The sequence below is a fragment of the Trabulsiella guamensis ATCC 49490 genome, assembly GCF_000734965.1.
GTDB classification, from domain to species: Bacteria; Pseudomonadota; Gammaproteobacteria; order Enterobacterales; family Enterobacteriaceae; genus Trabulsiella; species Trabulsiella guamensis.
Genome location: NZ_JMTB01000111.1, coordinates 50,500 through 71,265, shown reverse-complemented (window position 1 = coordinate 71,265; position 20,766 = coordinate 50,500). Strand labels below are relative to the sequence as shown.

Annotated in this window: 16 protein-coding genes; 4 read left to right on the top strand and 12 right to left on the bottom strand. The window is 55.5% G+C overall.

Annotation, left to right across the window (positions count from 1 at the left end; all coding sequences use genetic code 11):
* Positions 1-226: 226 nt before the first annotated feature.
* Both arcB and mnmL read right to left on the bottom strand, forming a co-directional pair.
* The gene (arcB, locus tag GTGU_RS18955; RefSeq protein ID WP_038160830.1) at positions 227-2,563 is read right to left on the bottom strand and encodes an aerobic respiration two-component sensor histidine kinase ArcB; all 2,337 of its coding nucleotides are present in this window, start codon (positions 2,561-2,563) and stop codon (positions 227-229) included.
* Positions 2,564-2,656: 93 nt separating this feature from the next.
* On the bottom strand, positions 2,657-3,580 hold the full coding sequence (gene mnmL / locus GTGU_RS18950) for a tRNA modification radical SAM protein MnmL/YtqA (protein ID WP_038160826.1): 924 nt from the start codon (positions 3,578-3,580) through the stop codon (positions 2,657-2,659).
* Positions 3,581-4,260: 680 nt separating this feature from the next.
* Between mnmL and gltB the strand changes: the two genes are divergently transcribed.
* Both gltB and GTGU_RS18940 read left to right on the top strand, forming a co-directional pair.
* Complete coding sequence (gltB, locus tag GTGU_RS18945; RefSeq protein WP_038160823.1) at positions 4,261-8,721, top strand: glutamate synthase large subunit; 4,461 nt, start codon at positions 4,261-4,263, stop codon at positions 8,719-8,721.
* Between the two features lie 9 nt (positions 8,722-8,730).
* Positions 8,731-10,149: a glutamate synthase small subunit gene (locus GTGU_RS18940; protein WP_038160821.1), complete on the top strand. Its 1,419-nt coding sequence runs from the start codon at positions 8,731-8,733 to the stop codon at positions 10,147-10,149.
* A 35-nt stretch (positions 10,150-10,184) separates the two neighbouring features.
* On the opposite strand, the gene nanQ is transcribed toward GTGU_RS18940, so the two are convergent.
* The 10 genes from nanQ to zapE all read right to left on the bottom strand — a co-directional run bounded on the left by nanQ (position 10,185) and on the right by zapE (position 18,619).
* Positions 10,185-10,652 carry an N-acetylneuraminate anomerase gene (gene nanQ, locus GTGU_RS18935; RefSeq protein WP_038160818.1) on the bottom strand — a complete coding sequence of 156 codons (468 nt, stop codon included), beginning with the start codon at positions 10,650-10,652 and terminating at the stop codon, positions 10,185-10,187.
* Positions 10,649-11,524: an N-acetylmannosamine kinase gene (gene nanK / locus GTGU_RS18930; protein ID WP_038160815.1), complete on the bottom strand. Its 876-nt coding sequence runs from the start codon at positions 11,522-11,524 to the stop codon at positions 10,649-10,651. The genes nanQ and nanK overlap by 4 nt, the downstream gene beginning before the upstream one ends.
* The gene (locus GTGU_RS18925; protein ID WP_038160813.1) at positions 11,521-13,008 is read right to left on the bottom strand and encodes an MFS transporter; all 1,488 of its coding nucleotides are present in this window, start codon (positions 13,006-13,008) and stop codon (positions 11,521-11,523) included. Before GTGU_RS18925 ends, nanK begins: the two co-directional genes overlap by 4 nt.
* Positions 13,009-13,040: 32 nt before the next feature.
* Positions 13,041-13,949 carry an N-acetylneuraminate lyase gene (gene nanA, locus GTGU_RS18920; RefSeq protein ID WP_038160810.1) on the bottom strand — a complete coding sequence of 303 codons (909 nt, stop codon included), beginning with the start codon at positions 13,947-13,949 and terminating at the stop codon, positions 13,041-13,043.
* A gap of 124 nt (positions 13,950-14,073) precedes the next feature.
* Positions 14,074-14,877, bottom strand: a complete 804-nt coding sequence (nanR, locus tag GTGU_RS18915; protein ID WP_038160809.1) for a transcriptional regulator NanR — start codon at positions 14,875-14,877, stop codon at positions 14,074-14,076.
* 102 nt (positions 14,878-14,979) lie between these two features.
* Complete coding sequence (gene sspB, locus GTGU_RS18910; protein ID WP_038160806.1) at positions 14,980-15,477, bottom strand: ClpXP protease specificity-enhancing factor; 498 nt, start codon at positions 15,475-15,477, stop codon at positions 14,980-14,982.
* A gap of 3 nt (positions 15,478-15,480) precedes the next feature.
* Positions 15,481-16,119: a stringent starvation protein SspA gene (gene sspA / locus GTGU_RS18905; protein WP_038160803.1), complete on the bottom strand. Its 639-nt coding sequence runs from the start codon at positions 16,117-16,119 to the stop codon at positions 15,481-15,483.
* A 315-nt stretch (positions 16,120-16,434) separates the two neighbouring features.
* Complete coding sequence (rpsI, locus tag GTGU_RS18900) at positions 16,435-16,827, bottom strand: 30S ribosomal protein S9 (protein ID WP_000829818.1); 393 nt, start codon at positions 16,825-16,827, stop codon at positions 16,435-16,437.
* A gap of 15 nt (positions 16,828-16,842) precedes the next feature.
* On the bottom strand, positions 16,843-17,271 hold the full coding sequence (gene rplM, locus GTGU_RS18895) for a 50S ribosomal protein L13 (RefSeq protein ID WP_002918559.1): 429 nt from the start codon (positions 17,269-17,271) through the stop codon (positions 16,843-16,845).
* Between the two features lie 220 nt (positions 17,272-17,491).
* A complete protein-coding gene (gene zapE / locus GTGU_RS18890) occupies positions 17,492-18,619 on the bottom strand; it encodes a cell division protein ZapE (RefSeq protein ID WP_038160792.1) in 1,128 nt (375 codons plus the stop codon).
* A gap of 196 nt (positions 18,620-18,815) precedes the next feature.
* Between zapE and zapG the strand changes: the two genes are divergently transcribed.
* On the top strand, positions 18,816-19,214 hold the full coding sequence (gene zapG, locus GTGU_RS18885; protein WP_038160790.1) for a Z-ring associated protein ZapG: 399 nt from the start codon (positions 18,816-18,818) through the stop codon (positions 19,212-19,214).
* A 170-nt stretch (positions 19,215-19,384) separates the two neighbouring features.
* Complete coding sequence (gene degQ, locus GTGU_RS18880) at positions 19,385-20,752, top strand: serine endoprotease DegQ (protein ID WP_038160787.1); 1,368 nt, start codon at positions 19,385-19,387, stop codon at positions 20,750-20,752.
* Positions 20,753-20,766 lie beyond the last annotated feature (14 nt).

Below are 20,766 nucleotides of genomic sequence, written 5' to 3'. Positions count from 1 at the left end.
TCCTTTGTTGCATTTGGGCGAAGCTAAGTAAAAATGCTGATTTACTCGCTATGCTTCACACATTTTACTGATTCACGTAACAAAATATTTAAGATTTGCTATCTTAATGGGCGTGCAACCCAAATTCTCAGGTTGCGTCCGTGCTAAAACCTCTTAAAACGATTCCGGCGCAGCCACGTTTTCCCTGGTGTTGGCGCAGTATTCGCGCACCCCGGTTCATCCGGGGTCATTTTTTTTCTGCGTTTGCTACCCAGGCCTTCAGCGCCTCGACATCGTGCTGCCACTCGCTCTTCATCTCTTCGACCCATTCCCCGACGTTATCCCACCATGCCGGAAGGTCTGGCGACTGAATCTGCTGCCCTAACTGCTGTATATGGCGTAATCCCACGGAACCCGCCGCACCTTTAATTTTATGTCCCTCTTCGACGATCCCTTTCTGGTCGCGGGCGGTAAGATTGGATTCCAGTACCGCCAGATACCCGGGCATCATCTTCTCGAACACCGCCAGACCGTCGGTGATAAGCTTCGGCCCGACCAGTTCGATATACTGCTCAAGCATCGCGATATCCAGTAACGTCTGTGACTTGCTTTGATCAGGTTTGGCCATATCGTCATCCTCATCTGCGTGGGTATCCCAGAACTTCTTAATCATGGCGGTCAACGCCGGAACAGAGAGCGGCTTGCTCAGCACATCGTCCATTCCTGCATCCAGGTACTCTTTTTTGTCCTTCAGCACGTTGGCGGTCAATGCCACCAGCGGTGGCAGATCGTCCGCATGGTATTTCTGTTTCAGTTCACGGGAGATATCCAGCCCGGTCATGTCCGGCAGCTGGATATCCAGCAATACAAGGTCATATTCGCCAGGTGTGAACATCTCCAGCGCCGCCTTGCCAGTCATCGCAACATCAACGCTGTTGCCCAGCTTTTCCAGCACTGAACGCGCCACAATCACGTTCAGCTCGATATCCTCCACCAGCAGGACGTGAAGCGCCGGTAATGGCAGGTCATCATCGGCCAGCGTATCGTCAACCTCTTCCGCCAGCGCGGGAGCCTGTACGGTCAGGGTAAACACCGAGCCATGACCCGGTTTGCTGGAAACCGTGATGTCGCCGCCCATGTTTTTCGCCAGGCGACGCGAAACAGCAAGCCCGATGCCCGTCCCGGTGGCTGGTTTTCCACCGTGGCTGTCTTTCACCTGGTAGTACATGGCGAAAATTTTATCCTGCTCATCCTGCGGAATGCCGATGCCGGAGTCTTCCACTTCAAAGCGCAGCATATTGCCTTTTTCATAGCTCACGCGGACAGTCACCTGCCCCTGCTGGGTAAACTTGACGGCATTGCTGATCAGATTCCACAGGATCTGCCGCAGTCGGGTGCCATCAGTCACCACTTTATGCGGTAACGGCAGCGTCGGTTCCATCACGAAACGCAGCCCTTTCTGCTGCACCTGCAGGCCAGAGAGGTTTTCCAGGTCGGCAAGGAAACTGGTGAAATCGACCGGCTGATTATCGAGTTGTACCTTGCGGCGCTCCATCTTATCCATGTCGATGATGTCATTGAAAATATTCCCCAGCGTCACGGCGGAGACATGGATTGTTTTGAGATACTTTTCCTGTTCCGTCGTGAGCTCGGTATCCAGCAGGATACGGCTCAGTCCGACGATGCCATTGAGCGGCGTACGCAGTTCATGACTGATGGTAGAGATGAAGGTGGTTTTATCGCGGCTCGCGCGTTCCAGTGCATCCTGATAACGCTTACGCTCAGTGATGTCGCGGCCAAAGCCCATCAGACCATGACGTTTCCCCACGCGGTCGTAATAAGGTACTTTACGGATTTCAAAACAGGCTTTGCGGCCATCCGGGTAATCCAGCCACTGTTCATAGGTCAGCGACACGTTATGGCGGAACACTTTTTCATCCGTCTCAATCACTTTCGCTGCTGCTTCTTCGCTGTAAACATCGTGCGGTTTCAGGTGGATCAATTGCTTCTCGCTTTTGCCAGTGAGCAGTTCCATCGCCCGGTTACAGCCGGAAAACTCTTTATCCTCATTGCGATAGAACACCAGGTCGGGAGAGGCATCAAGGAAAGAACGTAAGAATGAGGATTGTTGTTCGAGCTGCAGTTGTGTCTCTTCGCGCTCTTTCATCTCAATTTTCAGCCGCTCCAGCGTCGCCTGACGTTCGGCTTCGGCCTTTTCGCGATCGCTGATTTCCTGGTTCAGTTGCGCAATATTGTCCTTGAGCTGGACGTTGAGCTTCAGGTCACGCTCACGCATTTCTTCCAGCTTTTCGACCAGCCGCGACAGCCGCTGGCGCGACTCTTCGAGCTGCTCAACCACCACCGACAGAAAATAGACCGCCCAGGGAGTGATCAGCAGACCAAAGAAGATAGAGCGGATCACATCGATGCTTTCCACCTGGCCGTGCAGCACCATGGTCACCGCCATCTGCACCACAATGGCCAGTACCACCAGCGCAAGGGCCAGTAGCATCGAAAAACGCACCAGGCCCAGTTTCATCATCAGGTCGACATAATACTGCGCCAGTAAACGGATTTGCTTCATAAAGAATTCCTTCGCGACATCACCGCTCAATAATACTCAATTCTGAGCGAGGCGTTGCAGGAAGTTGCAGCGATGTGACCTGGACGTTGCACTTCAGCGCGGAACCCACTCGCGCCCCAATGCTGACCCCTGTACCCCATGCGTGTTCAGGTACTTGTCGAGTTCCACCATGCCCGTCCAGCGGTTTTCACACCACAGCGGCGCCAGCAGCGTCGGGCGACGGGCGCTGGCGGAAATGCGGTGAAAAACCACCTCCGGCGGCGTATGGCGGATCATCTCGCCTGCAGTGACGGTATAGTCATCAAGTTCAATGCCGCTTAACCGTCCGGCGGCCCAGGCTTTCGCCATCGTGCTGCCTTTTACAATATGTAGCGGATGCAGTTTGATACCGTCAACGCCGGTATCAACCACCCGTTCCAGCGTTTGCAGGCATTCCGTCTGCCCTTCGCCGGGCAGACCGACAATCAGGTGCGTGCAGACTTTCAGGCCACGCTCGCGCGCCAGGCGCGTCGTCTGCTGATAGCAGGCAAAGTCATGACCGCGATTAATACGGCGCAGGGTTTTATCGTGTGCCGACTGTAAACCCAGTTCCAGCCACACTTCATAGCCCTGCGCGCTGTAGTCGGTCAATAAATCCAGCACCGCATCAGGCACGCAATCCGGACGAGTACCGACGCACAGCCCGACGATACTCGCCTGCGCCACGGCCTGTTGATACATCGAACGCAGCACCTGAACTTCGGCAAAGGTACTGGTATAGGCCTGAAAGTACGCCAGATAGCGTCTGGCGCGATTGACCAGTTGCGCCTGATGCGCAAGCTGCTCAGCGATGGAACGATGCTGCTGCGTTTCATCGGCAAAGGAGGCCACATTACAGAAGGTACAGCCACCGCGCCCGATGGTGCCATCGCGATTCGGGCAGCTAAACCCGCCGTGCAGCGTCAGCTTATGAACCTTTTCGCCATAACGGCGCGCAAGATCCCCACCAAACATATTGACTAATTTCTGTAACTGCATAATCTGATAGACCGGCCTGGAGAAAAGGGCCAAGCCTGCCACTTTTAGTCTGTTTCGGCGATGACCTGGATCAATCGCCCGGAGAGGCTTTTATCTATTGAATATTCATTCACTTTATTTGCAAATTAATTCACTCCCGCCGCGATTATTTTTGCTTATGGTTTCGCGTTTTTTTTCATTCTTCCTTTCATTGCCATAAAACAGAGCCATTAAGCGGACTTACCGCCATTTGCAGAATAAAAATCTAGCTAAAATGTCGTACTCAGCACACTAAAGTCATTACAGCGCAATCATATAGTGAGTCAGATCACACTCACTCGGCGGTTTTCGTTGGGTGCAAACAACCTGAAACATGATAAAAAATCTTAATTATCAAGAAATTATGTTGCACATAGCACATTTTTGTATAAATAAGATTGCCATTTGACCTGTGTGTCGATTCCCGATAACTTGGAAATCCGCTGGAAGCTTTCTGGATGAGCACTCTGCTCATCATATTTATGCAGTTATAAGATTCCCTCTAAAAAGCAAGTCCTCAAACTTGTTTACCGTTGCGAAAAGGATAAAGAGGGCGAATGCGAGGCAGGCGTATGAAACGCCCAGCCCCGTCGCCAGGCTCTTGCTGCGCCTGTGCGCAACGGTCCGAGGGTGTCACGTAGAGCCTGGGGAGGTTCACTGATATGTTGTACGATAAATCCCTTGAGAGGGATAACTGTGGTTTCGGCCTGATCGCCCACATAGAAGGCGAACCTAGCCACAAAGTGGTGCGCACCGCTATTCATGCGCTGGCCCGCATGCAGCACCGCGGCGCGATCCTCGCTGACGGTAAAACTGGCGATGGTTGCGGCCTGCTGTTACAAAAGCCGGATCGTTTCTTTCGTCTCGTGGCGGAAGAGCGCGGCTGGCGTTTAGCTAAAAATTACGCCGTCGGGATGATTTTCCTGAATCAGGATCCTGAACTGGCAAGCCGCTCACGTCACGTTGTAGAAGAAGAGCTGCAACGCGAAACCCTCTCCATTGTCGGCTGGCGCGATGTCCCCACCAACGACGGTGTGCTCGGTGAAATCGCCCTCTCCTCCCTGCCACGCATTGAACAAATCTTTGTGAATGCCCCGGCGGGCTGGCGCCCGCGCGATATGGAGCGCCGCTTGTTTATCGCCCGTCGCCGCATTGAGAAGCGCCTGCTCGACGATAAAGACTTCTACGTCTGCAGCCTGTCGAATCTCGTGAACATCTATAAAGGTCTGTGTATGCCGGCGGATCTGCCGCGCTTTTACCTGGATCTGGCAGACTTGCGCCTGGAATCATCCATTTGCCTGTTCCACCAGCGCTTTTCCACCAACACCGTGCCGCGCTGGCCGCTGGCGCAGCCGTTCCGCTACCTGGCGCATAATGGCGAAATCAACACCATCACCGGTAACCGTCAGTGGGCACGTGCCCGTACCTATAAATTCCAGACCCCGCTGATCCCTGACCTACAGGACGCCGCACCGTTCGTCAACGAAACGGGCTCTGACTCCAGCTCGCTGGATAACATGCTTGAGCTGCTGCTGGCAGGCGGGATGGACATCGTGCGTGCCATGCGTCTGCTGGTACCGCCTGCCTGGCAGAACAACCCGGATATGGATCCGGAACTGCGCGCCTTCTTCGACTTTAACTCTATGCACATGGAGCCGTGGGATGGCCCGGCGGGCATCGTAATGTCCGACGGTCGTTTCGCCGCCTGTAACCTCGACCGTAACGGTCTGCGCCCTGCGCGCTACGTTATCACCAAAGACAAGCTCATTACCTGCGCATCTGAAGTGGGGATCTGGGACTATCAGCCGGACGAAGTGGTTGAGAAAGGCCGCGTCGGTCCTGGTGAACTGATGGTGATCGACACCCGTTCTGGCCACATTCTGCACTCCGCGGAGACTGACGACGATCTGAAAAGCCGTCACCCGTATAAAGAGTGGATGGAGAAAAACGTCCGCCGCCTGGTGCCATTTGAAGATCTGCCAGACGAAGAAGTGGGCAACCGCGAGCTGGATGACGATACCCTCGCCAGCTTCCAGAAACAATTTAACTACAGTTCAGAAGAACTGGATTCCGTCATCCGCGTACTCGGTGAAAACGGTCAGGAAGCGGTCGGCTCAATGGGGGATGACACGCCGTTCGCCGTGCTCTCCAGCCAACCGCGTATCATTTATGACTACTTCCGCCAGCAGTTTGCGCAGGTAACCAACCCGCCGATCGATCCGCTGCGTGAAGCGCACGTGATGTCGCTGGCGACCAGCATCGGCCGCGAAATGAACGTCTTTTGCGAAGCGGAAGGCCAGGCGCACCGTCTGAGCTTTAAATCGCCGATTCTGCTTTACTCCGATTTCAAACAGCTCACCACCATGAAGGAAGAGCACTACCGCGCCGACACGCTGGATATCACCTTCGACGTCAATGAAAGCACGCTCGAAGAGACCGTAAAAGCGCTGTGCGATACCGCCGAGCAGATGGTACGTAACGGTACCGTGCTGCTGGTGCTCTCTGATCGCAATATCGCCAAAAACCGTCTGCCGGTCCCGGCACCGATGGCGGTGGGCGCTATCCAGACGCGACTGGTAGACAAGAGCCTGCGCTGCGATGCCAACATCATCGTGGAAACCGCCAGCGTCCGCGACCCGCACCACTTTGCGGTACTGCTGGGCTTCGGCGCGACGGCTATCTACCCGTACCTGGCGTATGAAACGCTGGCGAAGCTGGTCGACAGCAAGGCGATTGAAAAAGATTACCGCACCGTGATGCTGAACTACCGTAACGGCATCAACAAAGGGCTGTACAAGATCATGTCCAAGATGGGCATCTCGACGATCGCCTCCTATCGCTGCTCGAAGCTGTTCGAAGCCGTTGGCCTGCACGCTGACGTTGCCGGTCTGTGCTTCCAGGGCGTGATTAGCCGTATCGGCGGCGCTAATTTTGACGACTTCCAGCGGGATCTGCTGAACCTGTCGAAGGTGGCCTGGCTGGCGCGTAAGCCACTGTCGCAGGGCGGACTGCTGAAATACGTCCACGGTGGCGAATATCATGCCTACAACCCGGACGTGGTGCGTACGCTGCAACAGGCGGTGCAGAGCGGTGAATACCGTGATTATCAGGAATACGCAAAACTGGTGAACGAACGCCCGGCGGCCACGCTGCGCGACCTGCTGGCGCTGAATCCGGGTGATGAAGCGGTCAGCATCAATGACGTTGAACCGGCCACCGAATTGTTTAAGCGCTTCGATACCGCAGCAATGTCCATCGGCGCACTGAGCCCGGAAGCCCATGAATCGCTGGCAGAAGCCATGAACAGCATCGGCGGTTTCTCCAACTCCGGTGAAGGCGGTGAAGATCCGGCGCGCTACGGCACCAATAAAGTCTCGCGCATTAAACAGGTGGCTTCCGGTCGCTTCGGCGTTACCCCGGCGTACCTGGTCAATGCTGATGTCATCCAGATCAAAGTCGCCCAGGGCGCGAAACCGGGTGAAGGCGGTCAGTTACCGGGGGATAAAGTCACCCCGTATATCGCCCGTCTGCGCTACTCTGTGCCGGGCGTGACGCTGATTTCACCACCGCCGCATCACGATATCTATTCGATTGAAGATCTGGCGCAGCTGATTTTCGACCTGAAACAGGTCAACCCGCAGGCGATGATCTCCGTGAAGCTGGTCTCCGAACCGGGTGTTGGCACGATTGCCACTGGTGTGGCGAAAGCCTACGCAGATCTCATCACCATTGCCGGTTACGATGGCGGCACTGGCGCCAGCCCGCTGTCATCGGTGAAATATGCCGGTTGTCCGTGGGAGCTTGGTCTGGTGGAAACCCAGCAGGCGCTGGTGGCTAACGGTCTGCGCCACAAGATTCGTCTGCAGGTGGATGGCGGACTGAAAACCGGGCTCGACATCATCAAAGCGGCGATTCTCGGCGCGGAAAGCTTCGGTTTCGGCACCGGGCCGATGGTAGCGCTGGGCTGTAAATACCTGCGTATTTGCCACCTGAATAACTGCGCCACTGGCGTCGCGACGCAGGATGACAAGCTGCGTAAGAACCACTACCACGGCCTGCCGTTCAAAGTGACCAATTATTTTGGCTTTATCGCGCAGGAAGTCCGTGAGCTGATGGCGCAGCTGGGCGTTACGCGTCTGGTGGATCTGATTGGCCGCACCGACCTGTTAAAAGCGCTGGACGGATACACCGCGAAGCAGCAGAAGCTGGACCTGACAAAACTGCTGGAGACCGCTGAACCACATCCGGGCAAAGCGCTCTACTGCACCGAGCACAACCCGCCGTTCGATAACGGTGTGCTCAATGCGCAACTGTTGCAGCAAGCGAAACCGTATGTTGATGACAAGCAGAGCAAAACGTTCTGGTTTGATATTCGCAACACTGACCGTTCTGTTGGCGCATCGCTGTCGGGTTATATCGCCAGGACACATGGCGATCAGGGGCTTTCCGCTGATCCGATTAAAGCGCACTTCAGTGGTACCGCGGGCCAGAGTTTTGGCGTGTGGAACGCGGGCGGCGTGGAGCTGTACCTGACCGGCGATGCCAACGACTATGTCGGCAAAGGCATGGCGGGCGGGTTGCTGGCGATACGTCCTCCGGTCGGTTCTGCTTTCCGCAGCCACGAGGCAAGCATCATCGGCAACACCTGTCTGTATGGCGCGACCGGCGGTCGGCTGTATGCTGCGGGTCGTGCAGGTGAGCGTTTTGCGGTGCGCAACTCCGGGGCGATCACCGTGGTGGAAGGTATTGGCGACAACGGTTGTGAATACATGACCGGTGGCATTGTCTGCATTCTCGGTAAAACCGGTGTTAACTTTGGCGCGGGCATGACCGGTGGTTTCGCCTACGTGCTGGATGAAGATGGAGACTTCCGTAAACGCGTTAACCCGGAGCTGGTGGAAGTGCTGGCCGTTGATTCGCTTGCCATCCACGAAGAGCATCTGCGTGGACTGATTACCGAGCACGTACACCACACCGGTTCGTCACGTGGTGAAGAGATCCTCGCTAACTGGCCGGCGTTCTCTGCAAAATTCGCGCTGGTGAAACCGAAGTCCAGCGATGTTAAAGCCCTGTTGGGTCACCGTAGTCGTAGCGCAGCTGAGCTGCGCGTGCAGGCGCAGTAAGGAGTCCAGATGAGCCAGAACGTATATCAATTTATCGACCTGCAGCGCGTTGACCCGCCGAAAAAAGCACTAAAGATCCGCAAAATTGAATTTGTGGAAATCTACGAGCCGTTTTCCGAAGGGCAAGCCAAAGCGCAGGCAGACCGCTGTCTGTCCTGTGGCAACCCGTACTGCGAGTGGAAATGCCCGGTCCATAACTACATCCCTAACTGGCTGAAGCTGGCGAACGAGGGGCGTATTTTTGAGGCGGCGGAACTGTCGCACCAGACTAACACGCTGCCGGAAGTATGCGGTCGTGTCTGCCCGCAGGACAGACTGTGTGAAGGATCCTGTACGCTGAACGACGAATTCGGCGCGGTGACTATCGGCAACATTGAACGCTATATCAACGATAAAGCGTTTGAGATGGGCTGGCGCCCGGATCTCACCGGCGTGAAACAAACCGACAAACGCGTCGCTATTATCGGCGCTGGCCCGGCTGGTCTGGCATGCGCCGACGTACTGACCCGCAACGGCGTCAAAGCGGTGGTGTTTGACCGTCATCCGGAAATCGGTGGTCTGCTGACCTTTGGCATTCCGGCCTTTAAGCTGGAAAAAGAGGTAATGACTCGCCGTCGTGAAATCTTCACCGGTATGGGTATTGAGTTCCAGCTGAACACCGAAGTGGGTCGCGATGTGCAGCTCGAGGATCTGCTGAAAAACTATGATGCCGTGTTCCTCGGCGTCGGCACTTATCAGTCGATGCGCGGTGGGCTGGAAAACGAAGACGCCGATGGCGTATTTGACGCGCTGCCGTTCCTCATCGCGAATACCAAACAGATCATGGGCTACGGTGAAACGGTGGACGAACCGTACGTCAGTATGGAAGGTCGTCGCGTGGTGGTGCTCGGCGGTGGCGATACCGCGATGGACTGCGTGCGCACTTCCGTTCGTCAGGGCGCAACGCATGTCACCTGTGCCTACCGCCGTGACGAAGAAAACATGCCTGGCTCAAAACGCGAAGTGAAAAACGCGCGTGAGGAGGGCGTGGAGTTCCAGTTTAACGTCCAGCCGCTGGGCGTTGAGGTCAATGCCAACGGTAAAGTGTGCGGCGTGAAAATGGCGCGCACCGAAATGGGCGCCCCGGATGCCAAAGGCCGCCGTCGTGCTGAAATCGTGCCCGGCTCGGAGCATGTGGTTCCAGCCGATGCCGTCGTTATGGCGTTTGGTTTCCGCCCGCACAGCATGTCGTGGCTGGAAAAACACAGCGTTGAACTGGACAGCCAGGGCCGTATTATCGCCCCGGAAGGCAGCGAAAACGCCTTCCAGACCAGCAACCCGAAAATCTTTGCGGGCGGCGACATTGTACGCGGTTCTGACCTGGTGGTGACGGCGATCGCCGAAGGTCGTAAGGCTGCTGACGGGATCCTGAATTACCTCGAAGTGTAATAAAAAACCCGGCGGTATTTTACCGCCGGGTTTTTTCAATATTCCACTGCGTGACGGTGCAGCTTGATCACCACTTTACGGATCGTGTGTGCCTCGCTGACATGGCAGCCCGGTTTATGTGGTTCGCCTGGCATAAACACCGCGAACATTCCTGGTCTGAGCGTTAACGTCTGTTCACCGTCAATGGCGTCGCACAGCTGATAATCCCCCTCTTCGTTCCAGGCGTCACACTCGCGCGCACTGCCACGCAGTCCGTAACGGATCTGCTCTTCGCCTTCCAGTAGTACCTGAATGTCGAGATAGTCACGATGCAGTTCGGCGCGCTTCTCCTGCGGCAGTTGCGTGGCAAACTGCATCACATTCATGAATAACGTCTCACCCTGCAACGGATACTGCCCGGTCTCTTTATGCTCCGGTCTGGCGGCCAGCGCCTGCGTCAGCGCGTCGGCAATCGCCTGCGGTAACCCTGCCGCCTCAGGTTGATGAATATCGCCCGTGATCATGGCATCGCTCCTTCTGCCCATAGTGCCGCACCCAGCAGCCCGGCGTCGTGGCGGAAACAGGCTTCGTGTAATGCGGTCTGATACGCCTGTGGCTCTTCGGCAAGGAATGCTTTCACCTGCGCCAGATACCCCTCCGCCAGCCCGACGCTGCCGCCAATGACCACGCATTCGCAATCGGTCACCGCTTTTACGTCAGCAATCAGGCGGGCCAGCGTTAGTGCTGAGTGCGTAATCAGTTCAGTTGCCTGCATATGCCCCTGCTGCGCACGTGCGAAGATCGTTTTCGCATCCAGCCCCTGTAAATCACCGCGTGCTGCGGCTGCAATGCCGCGCCCGGAGGCGATCGCTTCCACACAACCGATGCGCCCGCAACCGCAGCGCGGCCCGTGAGGATCAGCCAGCGTATGACCGATATGCCCCGCCAGACCGCCCTCGCCGGTCAGCAGTTTGCCGCCGCTGACAATCCCGCCGCCGACGCCAGTTGAAACGGTGATAAACACCATCACTGGCACCGGGGCGCACAACGCATAATATTCCGCCAGCGCCGCGGCCTGCGCGTCGTTCAACGCCACACACGGCAAACCGGTGATGCGCGACAGCGTTTCCACCAGCGGAAAGCGGGCCAGACCGCCGAGGTTTGCCGGGTTAATCGACGTCAGTATGCCGTCATGAATAATCCCGGTGGAGGCCACCGCCACCCGCGTTGCGCCCGGCAACAGCGGTTGTACCAGCTGACGTAAGGCTTCCGCTAACGCCTCCGGCGTCTTGCTGGCAGGCGTTGGCATTTCGCAGCGTTCCGTTATCTGCCGGTCGCCGCTAACGCGCCCGGCCGCCAGTTTCGTTCCGCCGATATCAATCGCCAGTATGGTCATGAACGCATCCTTACGTCGCTTTTATGGCCCCCCAAAGGCACGGCGCCGCTGAAGGGTTTGCCATCGATGGCATCATGCGTGCGCAGCGCTTCCGGGCGGATCCAACGCTGAACCCGCGACGGCATATCCAGACCAATCAGCAGGATCACCACGAACGTCAGGCCGAAGGAGAGCGATCCCAGTGCGGTACCCAGATCCAGTTTCTGAGCGATCAGCGCCCCGATCACTGGCGCCAGTGCACCACCCAGCGCGCCGACGTTATAGGTGAAGCCGAGACCGGCCGCACGCTGGTCGGTATCAAAATAGCCACCGATCAGCTTCGGCAGGATCCCGGAGATCCCCTGCCCCAGCATCTGCTGGAAGAAAAGTAACAAGCCCAGCACCCAGACGCTGGTACCGCCAATAGCAAATACCGGGATAATCAGCACCTGCGAGGCCAGCAGGCTACAGACGTAAGCCTTGCGGGTACCGAGCCAGTCGCCGAGGAAACCCCCGACACAGCAGCCGACTGCCGCACCAAAGCCGCTAAAGAACAGCACACGAGCGACAGTGGAAGGATCGTAAGCCAGTTCTGTTTTCAGATAAGTCGGCAGCAGTGCCTGAATCGGCCAGGAGTAGAGGAAAGCAAACAGCACGACGACCATCAGCATCACCCCGGTCGGCCAGCGCTTGCCGCTGCTCTGCACCATAAAACTGATGAAGATCGCCGCGCATACCAGACCGAGGATCGCGACCATCGCTGCGGTACGCATATCGCCCGCAAAACAGTACCAGAGCGACGCGGCGGCCACAGCCGTCATGATGATGTTGATAAGCCGATGCTTGCCACGGTAGAGAATATCAACCATCGTCCGTACCGGCGCTTTGCCTTCGTGTTTTTCTTTCCAGTCTTCCGCTTCGGGAATGTTTTTCCGCAGCCACAGCGCAAAGGCAATTGGCAGAATGCCGATGAAAAACAGCGCGCGCCAGCCCCAGACCGGCACCACCAGACTGTAGACCTGCGCCGCCACCACGGCGCCAACGGAGAAGCCCGAAATCAAAAAGCCGCTGGCTTTATTACGCAAATGCTTCGGCCAGCTTTCAATGACGTAAGTGGCGCTGGAGCCATACTCGCCCGCCATTCCCATGCCGATCACCAGACGGGCGATAAACATGGTGGTAAAGCCGGGCGCCAGACCGCAGGCCAGCGTCCCGACGGAAAACAGGACGATGCTGCTGACCATCGCCAGCCGGCGGCCATAGCGGTCGCCCATGGCGCCTAACATCAGACCGCCAAACCAGCGGGAAATAAAGGCCGCTGAGATGAGGCTCGCCGCCTGCACCGTCGTCAGACCAAACTCACTCTGAATTTCAGTGAGCACCAGGGCAATCAGAACAAAATCGAAACCATCTAATAAATACCCCAACCAGGCGGCGGAAAATGCGCGCCACTGTTCTTTGTTGAGATAGCGGTACCACGGGATGCTTTGCGTTGACATACTCATATCACTCTCCCGACGCTCGTCGTTTCGTTGTTTTACCCGGCTACACGCTGGCGCATCTCAGCCTGCAGCTGATTTGCCAACGCCTTCAGTTCCGGCAGGTACTTTTCTTCCACCGGGGCAAACGGCTTACGACACAACGGAACAGAAACCACATCCATGTAATGGAGCACGGTTTTCAGACCGCGGAAAACGCCGGTTTTGATCAGCAGATCGATGACCTTATTACATTCACTTTGCAGTAGCTGCGCTGTTTTGATATCCCCCGCCTGTAATGCCTTCACAATAGTAAGGTAGCGCCAGCCCATGATGTTGTAGGTGCTGCCGATCCCACCATCTGCACCGGCAAGCAGACCGGATGCAAAGATTTCGTCATAACCGTTGTAGAGCACCAGATCCGGATGCGCGCGGCGGATCTGCTCCATCTGGAAGAGATCCCCTGATGTCTGCTTCAGCGCACCGACGCCTGGCAACGTCACCAGGGTGTTAATCTGTTCAAGGCTGAGCTTCACGCCACTCAGCGCCGGAATGTTGTACACCACCATCGGTAACCCATCAGCGGCATCAATGACGGCACGGTAGTGATCGCAATGCTCCTCGAAACTGAAAGGGTAATAGAACGGTGTTACCGCAGAGACCGCATCGAAACCGTAACGGCTCGCTGCCGAAGCCAATTGCTGGGTTTCCCCGGTGCTGACGCAGCCAACATGCGCGATCAGCGTCACTTTGCCCTTTGCCTCTTCTGCCACGATTTCCAGCACTTCCTGACGTTCAGCCACACTCTGCACAAACGCTTCGCCAGTTGAACCGCCGACATATAACCCGTCAATTCCCTGACTGATGTTAAAGCGCACCAGCCGCCGCAGGCTCTCTTTATCCAGCTCTTGCGCTTTATCGAATGGAGTCAGTAAAGCGGGCATGACCCCACGTAAATTCACATTCATAGTGACCTCGCTGTGATGTTTTAGCTTAAATTCGATATACCTTTATACCTGTTATACCAGATCAAATAAGCAGCAGTTAATAGCAGATGTTTAATCTGCGATCGGCTTCACTAAACGACGATCGTTAAGATCGGGAGGATTTGCGGCTTTTCTTTTCCTGGCCAAAGGCGTGCCAGGTGGCGGAAACACTGTTGAGGTGGGTTTGCAGGGCACGATCCGCTTCGTCCGGATCGCGGTGGCGGATCGCGTCGACAATCGCCACATGCTGCTGGTAACTGACGTAGTTATGCTGGTGGAGTTCCTGATCCGGCACTTTTGGCCGCGCGGCGATCAGCCAGTCGAGCAGCGCAACGTGGATAGCCATGAAGATCGGATTACCGGGGATCTCCGCCAGCACACGGTGGAAATCTACATCTGAACGGATAAACAGCGTGTTGTCATCCAGCGACTGATTGTTGAGTTCGAGCGCTTTCACCAGTTGATCGATTTGCGTGGGTGTGGCGTGTTCTGCCGCGTAACGCACCAGGCTGGACTCGAAAAACAGACGTAGCTGTTCAAAGTGGGCGATGCCGCCAGGGTGGGAGAGGAAATCCTTTGCCATACCGGACAGTTCGCTGATGATGGTATCCGCCGAAGGGCGCGACACACGGGCACGTTCGCCGTTGCTGATTTGCACCAGCCCTTTGCGTTTCAGCGCCGCAAGTGCTTCCCTGACAGACGGACGGCCTACGTTGAAAAAAGCCATCAACTCACGTTCAGAGGGCAATTGCTCCCCCTCCGCAAACTCACGGCGGCGAATCATCTGTTCCAGCTCTTCCTCCACCATTTCGGAGAGCTTTTTACGCGCCAGCGGACGGCGACGCAAACTGCGACCAATGGTGTCTGAAGCGTTTTCTTCTTGCGGATCAAATGCGTTCATAAATGCCATAGTATTGATATGTGACAGCTTTCTTCATCTTATCACAGGAATTTCTGACTGGCGAAACGGACAGCTGATAACAAAACAGGCCCATAAGGACCTGTTAAAAGATTACTTCACTACGCGCAGCGCCGGACGGCCGCCACGAGGAGGCGGGGTATCATCAGGATCGTCATCATCCTCATGATCGGGTTTATCGCCGTCGATCACGGACATCATCGTTTCGGTTTCACCCGTGATGGTGGCTTCGTCCTCGATCAGGCTGACCCCCTCTTCGTCATAAGCCGCTTCCGGCTCAAACATGGTGCCTGCGCCGTTTTCACGTGCGTAAATCGCCAGCACAGCAGCCAGCGGAACAGAAACCTGACGCGGCACGCCACCGAAGCGGGCATTGAAGCTCACTTCGTCATTGGCAAGCTCCAGATTGCCCACGGCACGCGGAGCGATGTTTAACACAATTTGCCCGTCGCGGGCATATTCCATCGGCACACGAACGCCTGGCAGCGTGACATCCACCACCAGGTGCGGCGTTAACTGATTATCCAGCAACCACTCGTAGAAAGCCCTTAACAGATAGGGGCGGCGCGGAGACAGTTGAGATACATCCATGCGTTAGCCTCGACCGAGGCGCATTTCACGCTCGGCTTCAGTTAAAGAAGCGAGGAAAGAATCACGCTCAAAGACGCGCGTCATATACCCTTTTAGTTCTTTCGAACCCGCGCCAACCAGCTCAATGCCGAGGACCGGCAAACGCCACAGCAGCGGCGCCAGGTAGCAGTCAACCAGGCTGAACTCATCGCTCAGGAAATACGGTTTCTGGGTGAATACCGGCGCAATTGCCTGTAATTCTTCGCGCAGCTGTTTACGGGCAGCATCAGCCTGAGAGGCAGAACCGGTAGTGATGATGTTCATCAGCGAATACCAGTCTTTTTCGATACGATGCATATACAGGCGGCTTTCACCACGCGCCACCGGATAGACCGGCATCAGGGGCGGATGCGGAAAACGCTCATCCAGATATTCCATAATGATACGGGATTCCCACAGGGTGAGCTCACGATCCACCAGCGTCGGGACGCTCTGGTTCGGGTTGAGGTCAATCAGATCCTGAGGCGGGTTATCCTTCTCCACGTGCTCTATCTCAAAACTGACACCTTTTTCGGCCAGCACAATGCGGACCTGATGGCTATAGATGTCAGTAGGACCAGAAAACAGCGTCATTACCGAACGTTTGTTGGCAGCGACAGCCATGAAAACCTCCAGGTATATTCAGAATTTTTACTGCTGCCAGCCACTCTGTGGCCAGCCAGATATAAGGCCCCATCTGCACGAAGGACACCCTTTGTTCAACGTGAAAACAAAAAATGAACAATCCCCGGCATTTGGGCAGAAAATTGGATGATAGTTTACCAGATTTTGTTGGCTTTGGGGTGAGGGGATTCTGGAAATGCTGAAAAAGAGAGTGGAAGCAGGGCCTGGTTGTGGGTATCACCTGCTTTATCCATAAAAAAAACCCGCCGAAGCGGGTTTTTTCGCCAATTCTTCTCCTGCAAATGCAGGACAAAATTAACGTTTGGAGAACTGCGGACGACGGCGTGCTTTACGCAGACCGACTTTCTTACGTTCAACCTGACGAGCGTCACGAGTAACGAAGCCAGCTTTACGCAGTTCAGAACGCAGGGACTCGTCGTACTCCATCAGAGCGCGGGTGATACCGTGACGGATCGCACCGGCCTGACCAGAGATACCACCACCTTTAACGGTGATGTACAGATCCAGTTTCTCAACCATGTCGACCAGTTCCAGCGGCTGACGAACTACCATGCGGGCAGTTTCGCGACCGAAGTACTGTTCCAGTGAACGCTGGTTGATAACGATTTTGCCGTTGCCCGGTTTGATGAACACACGAGCTGCGGAACTTTTGCGGCGACCAGTGCCGTAGTATTGATTTTCAGCCATTGCCTATAATCCCGATTAGATGTCAAGAACTTGCGGTTGCTGTGCCGCGTGGTTGTGCTCGTTGCCCGCGTAAACTTTCAGTTTACGGTACATAGCACGACCCAGCGGGCCTTTTGGCAGCATGCCTTTAACCGCGATTTCAATCACACGCTCAGGACGGCGGGCAATCATCTCTTCAAAGGTCGCTTCTTTGATACCACCGATGTGACCGGTGTGGTGGTAGTACATTTTGTCTTCGCGCTTGTTGCCGGTGACAGCAACTTTTTCTGCGTTCAGAACGATGATGTAATCACCAGTATCTACGTGCGGAGTGTATTCCGCTTTGTGCTTACCGCGCAGGCGACGAGCCAGTTCGGTAGCCAGACGGCCCAGAGTTTTACCGGTCGCGTCAACAACATACCAGTCGCGTTTTACGGTTTCTGGTTTAGCTGTAAAAGTTTTCATTAAAAGCTTACCCAAATAATTAGTTTCACGTTGGTGAACACACAAACGTCTAAAAATATGTGAGGTTCACACGACATTGTCCAGTAAACCTACCCCCTCGGATATGTTTAGCCGGCACACAAGGTTTCGGGAAAAAAACACTTGTTGTAACGTGGGGTCGCAGGATTATAGAGAAGTCGGGGTCAAAGATCGACCCCTTTTTATGATTCGCAGAGGGTTTTTAGCCCGCTAAATGCTCGCGCTTCAGATATTCTTCGCTCTGCATTTCCTGTAAACGCGACAGGCAGCGCTGGAACTCAAATTTCAACCGTTCGCCCTGGTAAATCTCATATAAAGGCACCGCAGCGCTGACCACCAGCTTCACGTGCCGCTCGTAGAACTCATCGACCAACGCGATAAAACGGCGTGCTTCGCTCTCCATCAACGGGGTCATCACCGGAACATCCAACAGCAACACCGTATGGAAAAGGCGCGAAAGCGCGATGTAATCATGCTGGCTGCGCGCATCGACGCACAGCGTGGTGAAAGAGACCGCCAGCGTCTGGTTCTCAACGCCGAGCGTCTGCAGTGGCCGGTGGTTAATTTCCAGTTCTGGCGCATGTTCACGACGAGCCCCTGCCAGCGCCAGCCAGAGTTTATCCATCTCTTGTGTGGTTGCGTCATTGAGCGGGGAGAGCCACAGATGCGCCTGCGTCAACGTCCGCAGGCGGTAATCTACGCCGGCATCGACATTCATGACGTCGCAATGGGCTTTGATAGCATCAATGGCAGGCAGAAAACGCGCCCGTTGCAGACCGTTGCGATAAAGCTCGTCCGGCGGAATATTCGAGGTGGTGACCAGCGTAATACCGCGATCAAACAGTGCCTTCATCAGCCCGCCCAGCAGCATGGCGTCGGTGATATCGGAAACGAAGAACTCATCGAAACAAAGCACGTCGGTTTCGGCCTTAAAGCGGTCGGCAATAATCTCCAGCGGGTCGCTGTGGCCCTGCAGTTGCGTCAGTTCTTCATGGACGCGCAGCATGAAACGGTGAAAGTGCAGACGTTGTTTTCGCGTGCCGGGCAGGCTCTGGTAGAAGAGATCCATCAGCCAGGTTTTCCCTCGCCCGACGCCGCCCCACATATACAACCCGCGTACTGGCGTCATTTCCGCCGCCTCGCGTTTACTCAACAGTTTGCTGAATCTGGCCATCAGTCCACCGCCAGAAGGCGGCGTGGCGGATCGCTGCACCAGTTCCTGCCAGATGTTTTCCAGACGACTCACAGCCTCTCGCTGCACATCATCAGCTTGATGACTGCCCTCGCTGAGAGCCTGAAGGTAACGCGATGTTGGGGTAATGCTTTGCATGAGTTATTGTTATTCCTTGAAAAGCGCGATGCCGCAGTTCACGATTGACGTATAAAGAGGCGGTTCTACACTACGCGATGATACGCCAGGATTCCACTTCCTGGCGAATAGCGGTTATAGTGGCACTATCAGGCGCGTGCAAGGAGTCGCCTCACGGCCAACACCCTACGGAACCACAAAACAACGGGAGAAGTTCATGACCTGGGAATATGCGCTAATTGGCTTAGTTGTCGGCATTATTATCGGTGCTGTCGCCATGCGTTTTGGTAACCGCAAATTACGCCAGCAGCAGGCCCTGCAGTACGAACTGGAAAAGAACAAAGCAGAGCTGGATGAGTATCGTGAAGAGTTAGTAAGCCACTTCGCCCGTAGCGCGGAGCTGCTCGATAACATGGCGCACGACTACCGCCAGCTGTACCAGCACATGGCGAAAAGCTCCAGCAGTCTGCTACCGGAAATGGCGGCAGAAGCCAACCCGTTCCGCAGCCGTCTGGCGGAGTCTGAAGCCAGCAATGATCAGGCGCCGGTTCAGATGCCTCGTGACTATTCCGAAGGCGCGTCCGGTCTGTTGCGCAGTGGCGTAAAACGCGACTGATCGCATAATCGCTATTATTTTTCACGGGCGCTGCCGTTGCGCCCGTCCCTTCTTCCCTGCCCCAGCTATTATTTAATCATTATCCGCATTGTTAGCTGATTGAAAATTCAATAACATCGGTCTGTTTCGGGATCTTTTTCTTACCCATCAGGTTACGAGAGCCAGCATCAATGAAGAAATCTACTTTGCTGTTGAGTGCGTTAGCGTTAAGTGTCGGGTTATCTCTTTCTGCGATTCAACCCGCAGCAGCGTCATTACCTACCGCGGTACCGGGCCAGGGCACGCTGCCCAGCCTCGCGCCGATGCTGGAAAAAGTCCTGCCCGCCGTGGTCAGTGTCCAGGTGGAAGGCACTGCAATGCAGAGCCAGCAAGTACCCGAAGAGCTGAAAAAATTCTTTGGCGAGCAGGGGCCGGACGAGCAAGCGCAGCCGTTTGAAGGTCTCGGTTCTGGCGTCATCATCAATGCAGCGAAAGGCTACGTGCTGACCAACAATCACGTCGTCAGCCAGGCGCAGAAAATCAGTGTTCAGTTGAACGATGGCCGTGAGTTTGAAGCGAAGCTTATTGGCAGCGACGATCAGAGCGACATTGCGTTGCTACAATTGCAAAACCCCAGCAATCTGACCCAAATCGCCATTGCCGATTCCGACAAACTGCGCGTCGGTGATTTCGTCGTCGCTGTTGGTAACCCGTTCGGCCTCGGGCAAACCGCCACGTCAGGGATTGTCTCCGCACTGGGCCGCAGCGGGCTTAACCTTGAAGGACTGGAAAACTTTATCCAGACCGATGCCTCCATTAACCGCGGCAACTCCGGCGGCGCACTGCTCAACCTGAATGGTGAGCTGATCGGCATTAACACGGCAATCCTCGCCCCTGCCGGCGGCAGCGTCGGCATTGGTTTCGCCATCCCCAGCAATATGGCACGTACGCTGTCTCAGCAATTGATTCAGTTTGGTGAAATCAAACGCGGTCTGCTTGGGATCAAAGGCACTGAAATGAGTGCCGACATCGCGAAAGCCTTTAAGCTCGACGTACAGCGCGGGGCCTTCGTCAGCGAAGTAATGCCAAATTCCGGCTCAGCGAAAGCGGGCATTAAATCCGGCGACGTGATTGTCAGCCTCAACGGTAAACCACTTAACAGCTTCGCAGAACTGCGTTCGCGCATTGCCACCACCGAACCCGGCACCAAAGTGAAGCTGGGGCTGTTACGCGACGGCAAACCGCTGGACGTCGAAGTGACGCTGGATAAGAGCACCTCGTCAACCGCCAGTGCAGAACAGATTTCGCCTGCATTGCAGGGCGCGTCGCTAAGCGACGGACAACTGAAAGATGGCAGCAAAGGGATTGTTATCGACAGCATCGAAAAAGGCAGCGCCGCCGCGCAGATCGGTCTGCATAAAGATGACGTTATTATCGGTATCAACCGCGAACGCGTGCGCTCGATTGCTGAAATGCGCAAAGTGCTGGAAGCGAAACCCTCCGTTATTGCGCTGAATGTGGTGCGAGGTAACGAAAGCATCTATCTGCTGCTGCGTTAAGCGAACCCATCCGG

Coding starts and splice junctions, on each gene's coding strand:
- nanK (WP_038160815.1), bottom strand. CDS start 11,524: ATGACCATACTGGCGATTGATATCGGCGGAACGAAACTGGCGGCCGGG.
- GTGU_RS18925 (WP_038160813.1), bottom strand. CDS start 13,008: ATGAGTATGTCAACGCAAAGCATCCCGTGGTACCGCTATCTCAACAAA.
- degQ (WP_038160787.1), top strand. CDS start 19,385: ATGAAGAAATCTACTTTGCTGTTGAGTGCGTTAGCGTTAAGTGTCGGG.
- nanA (WP_038160810.1), bottom strand. CDS start 13,949: ATGAATGTGAATTTACGTGGGGTCATGCCCGCTTTACTGACTCCATTC.
- GTGU_RS18940 (WP_038160821.1), top strand. CDS start 8,731: ATGAGCCAGAACGTATATCAATTTATCGACCTGCAGCGCGTTGACCCG.
- sspA (WP_038160803.1), bottom strand. CDS start 16,119: ATGGCTGTCGCTGCCAACAAACGTTCGGTAATGACGCTGTTTTCTGGT.
- sspB (WP_038160806.1), bottom strand. CDS start 15,477: ATGGATGTATCTCAACTGTCTCCGCGCCGCCCCTATCTGTTAAGGGCT.
- mnmL (WP_038160826.1), bottom strand. CDS start 3,580: ATGCAGTTACAGAAATTAGTCAATATGTTTGGTGGGGATCTTGCGCGC.
- rplM (WP_002918559.1), bottom strand. CDS start 17,271: ATGAAAACTTTTACAGCTAAACCAGAAACCGTAAAACGCGACTGGTAT.
- rpsI (WP_000829818.1), bottom strand. CDS start 16,827: ATGGCTGAAAATCAATACTACGGCACTGGTCGCCGCAAAAGTTCCGCA.
- nanQ (WP_038160818.1), bottom strand. CDS start 10,652: ATGATCACGGGCGATATTCATCAACCTGAGGCGGCAGGGTTACCGCAG.
- gltB (WP_038160823.1), top strand. CDS start 4,261: ATGTTGTACGATAAATCCCTTGAGAGGGATAACTGTGGTTTCGGCCTG.
- zapE (WP_038160792.1), bottom strand. CDS start 18,619: ATGCAAAGCATTACCCCAACATCGCGTTACCTTCAGGCTCTCAGCGAG.
- nanR (WP_038160809.1), bottom strand. CDS start 14,877: ATGGCATTTATGAACGCATTTGATCCGCAAGAAGAAAACGCTTCAGAC.
- arcB (WP_038160830.1), bottom strand. CDS start 2,563: ATGAAGCAAATCCGTTTACTGGCGCAGTATTATGTCGACCTGATGATG.
- zapG (WP_038160790.1), top strand. CDS start 18,816: ATGACCTGGGAATATGCGCTAATTGGCTTAGTTGTCGGCATTATTATC.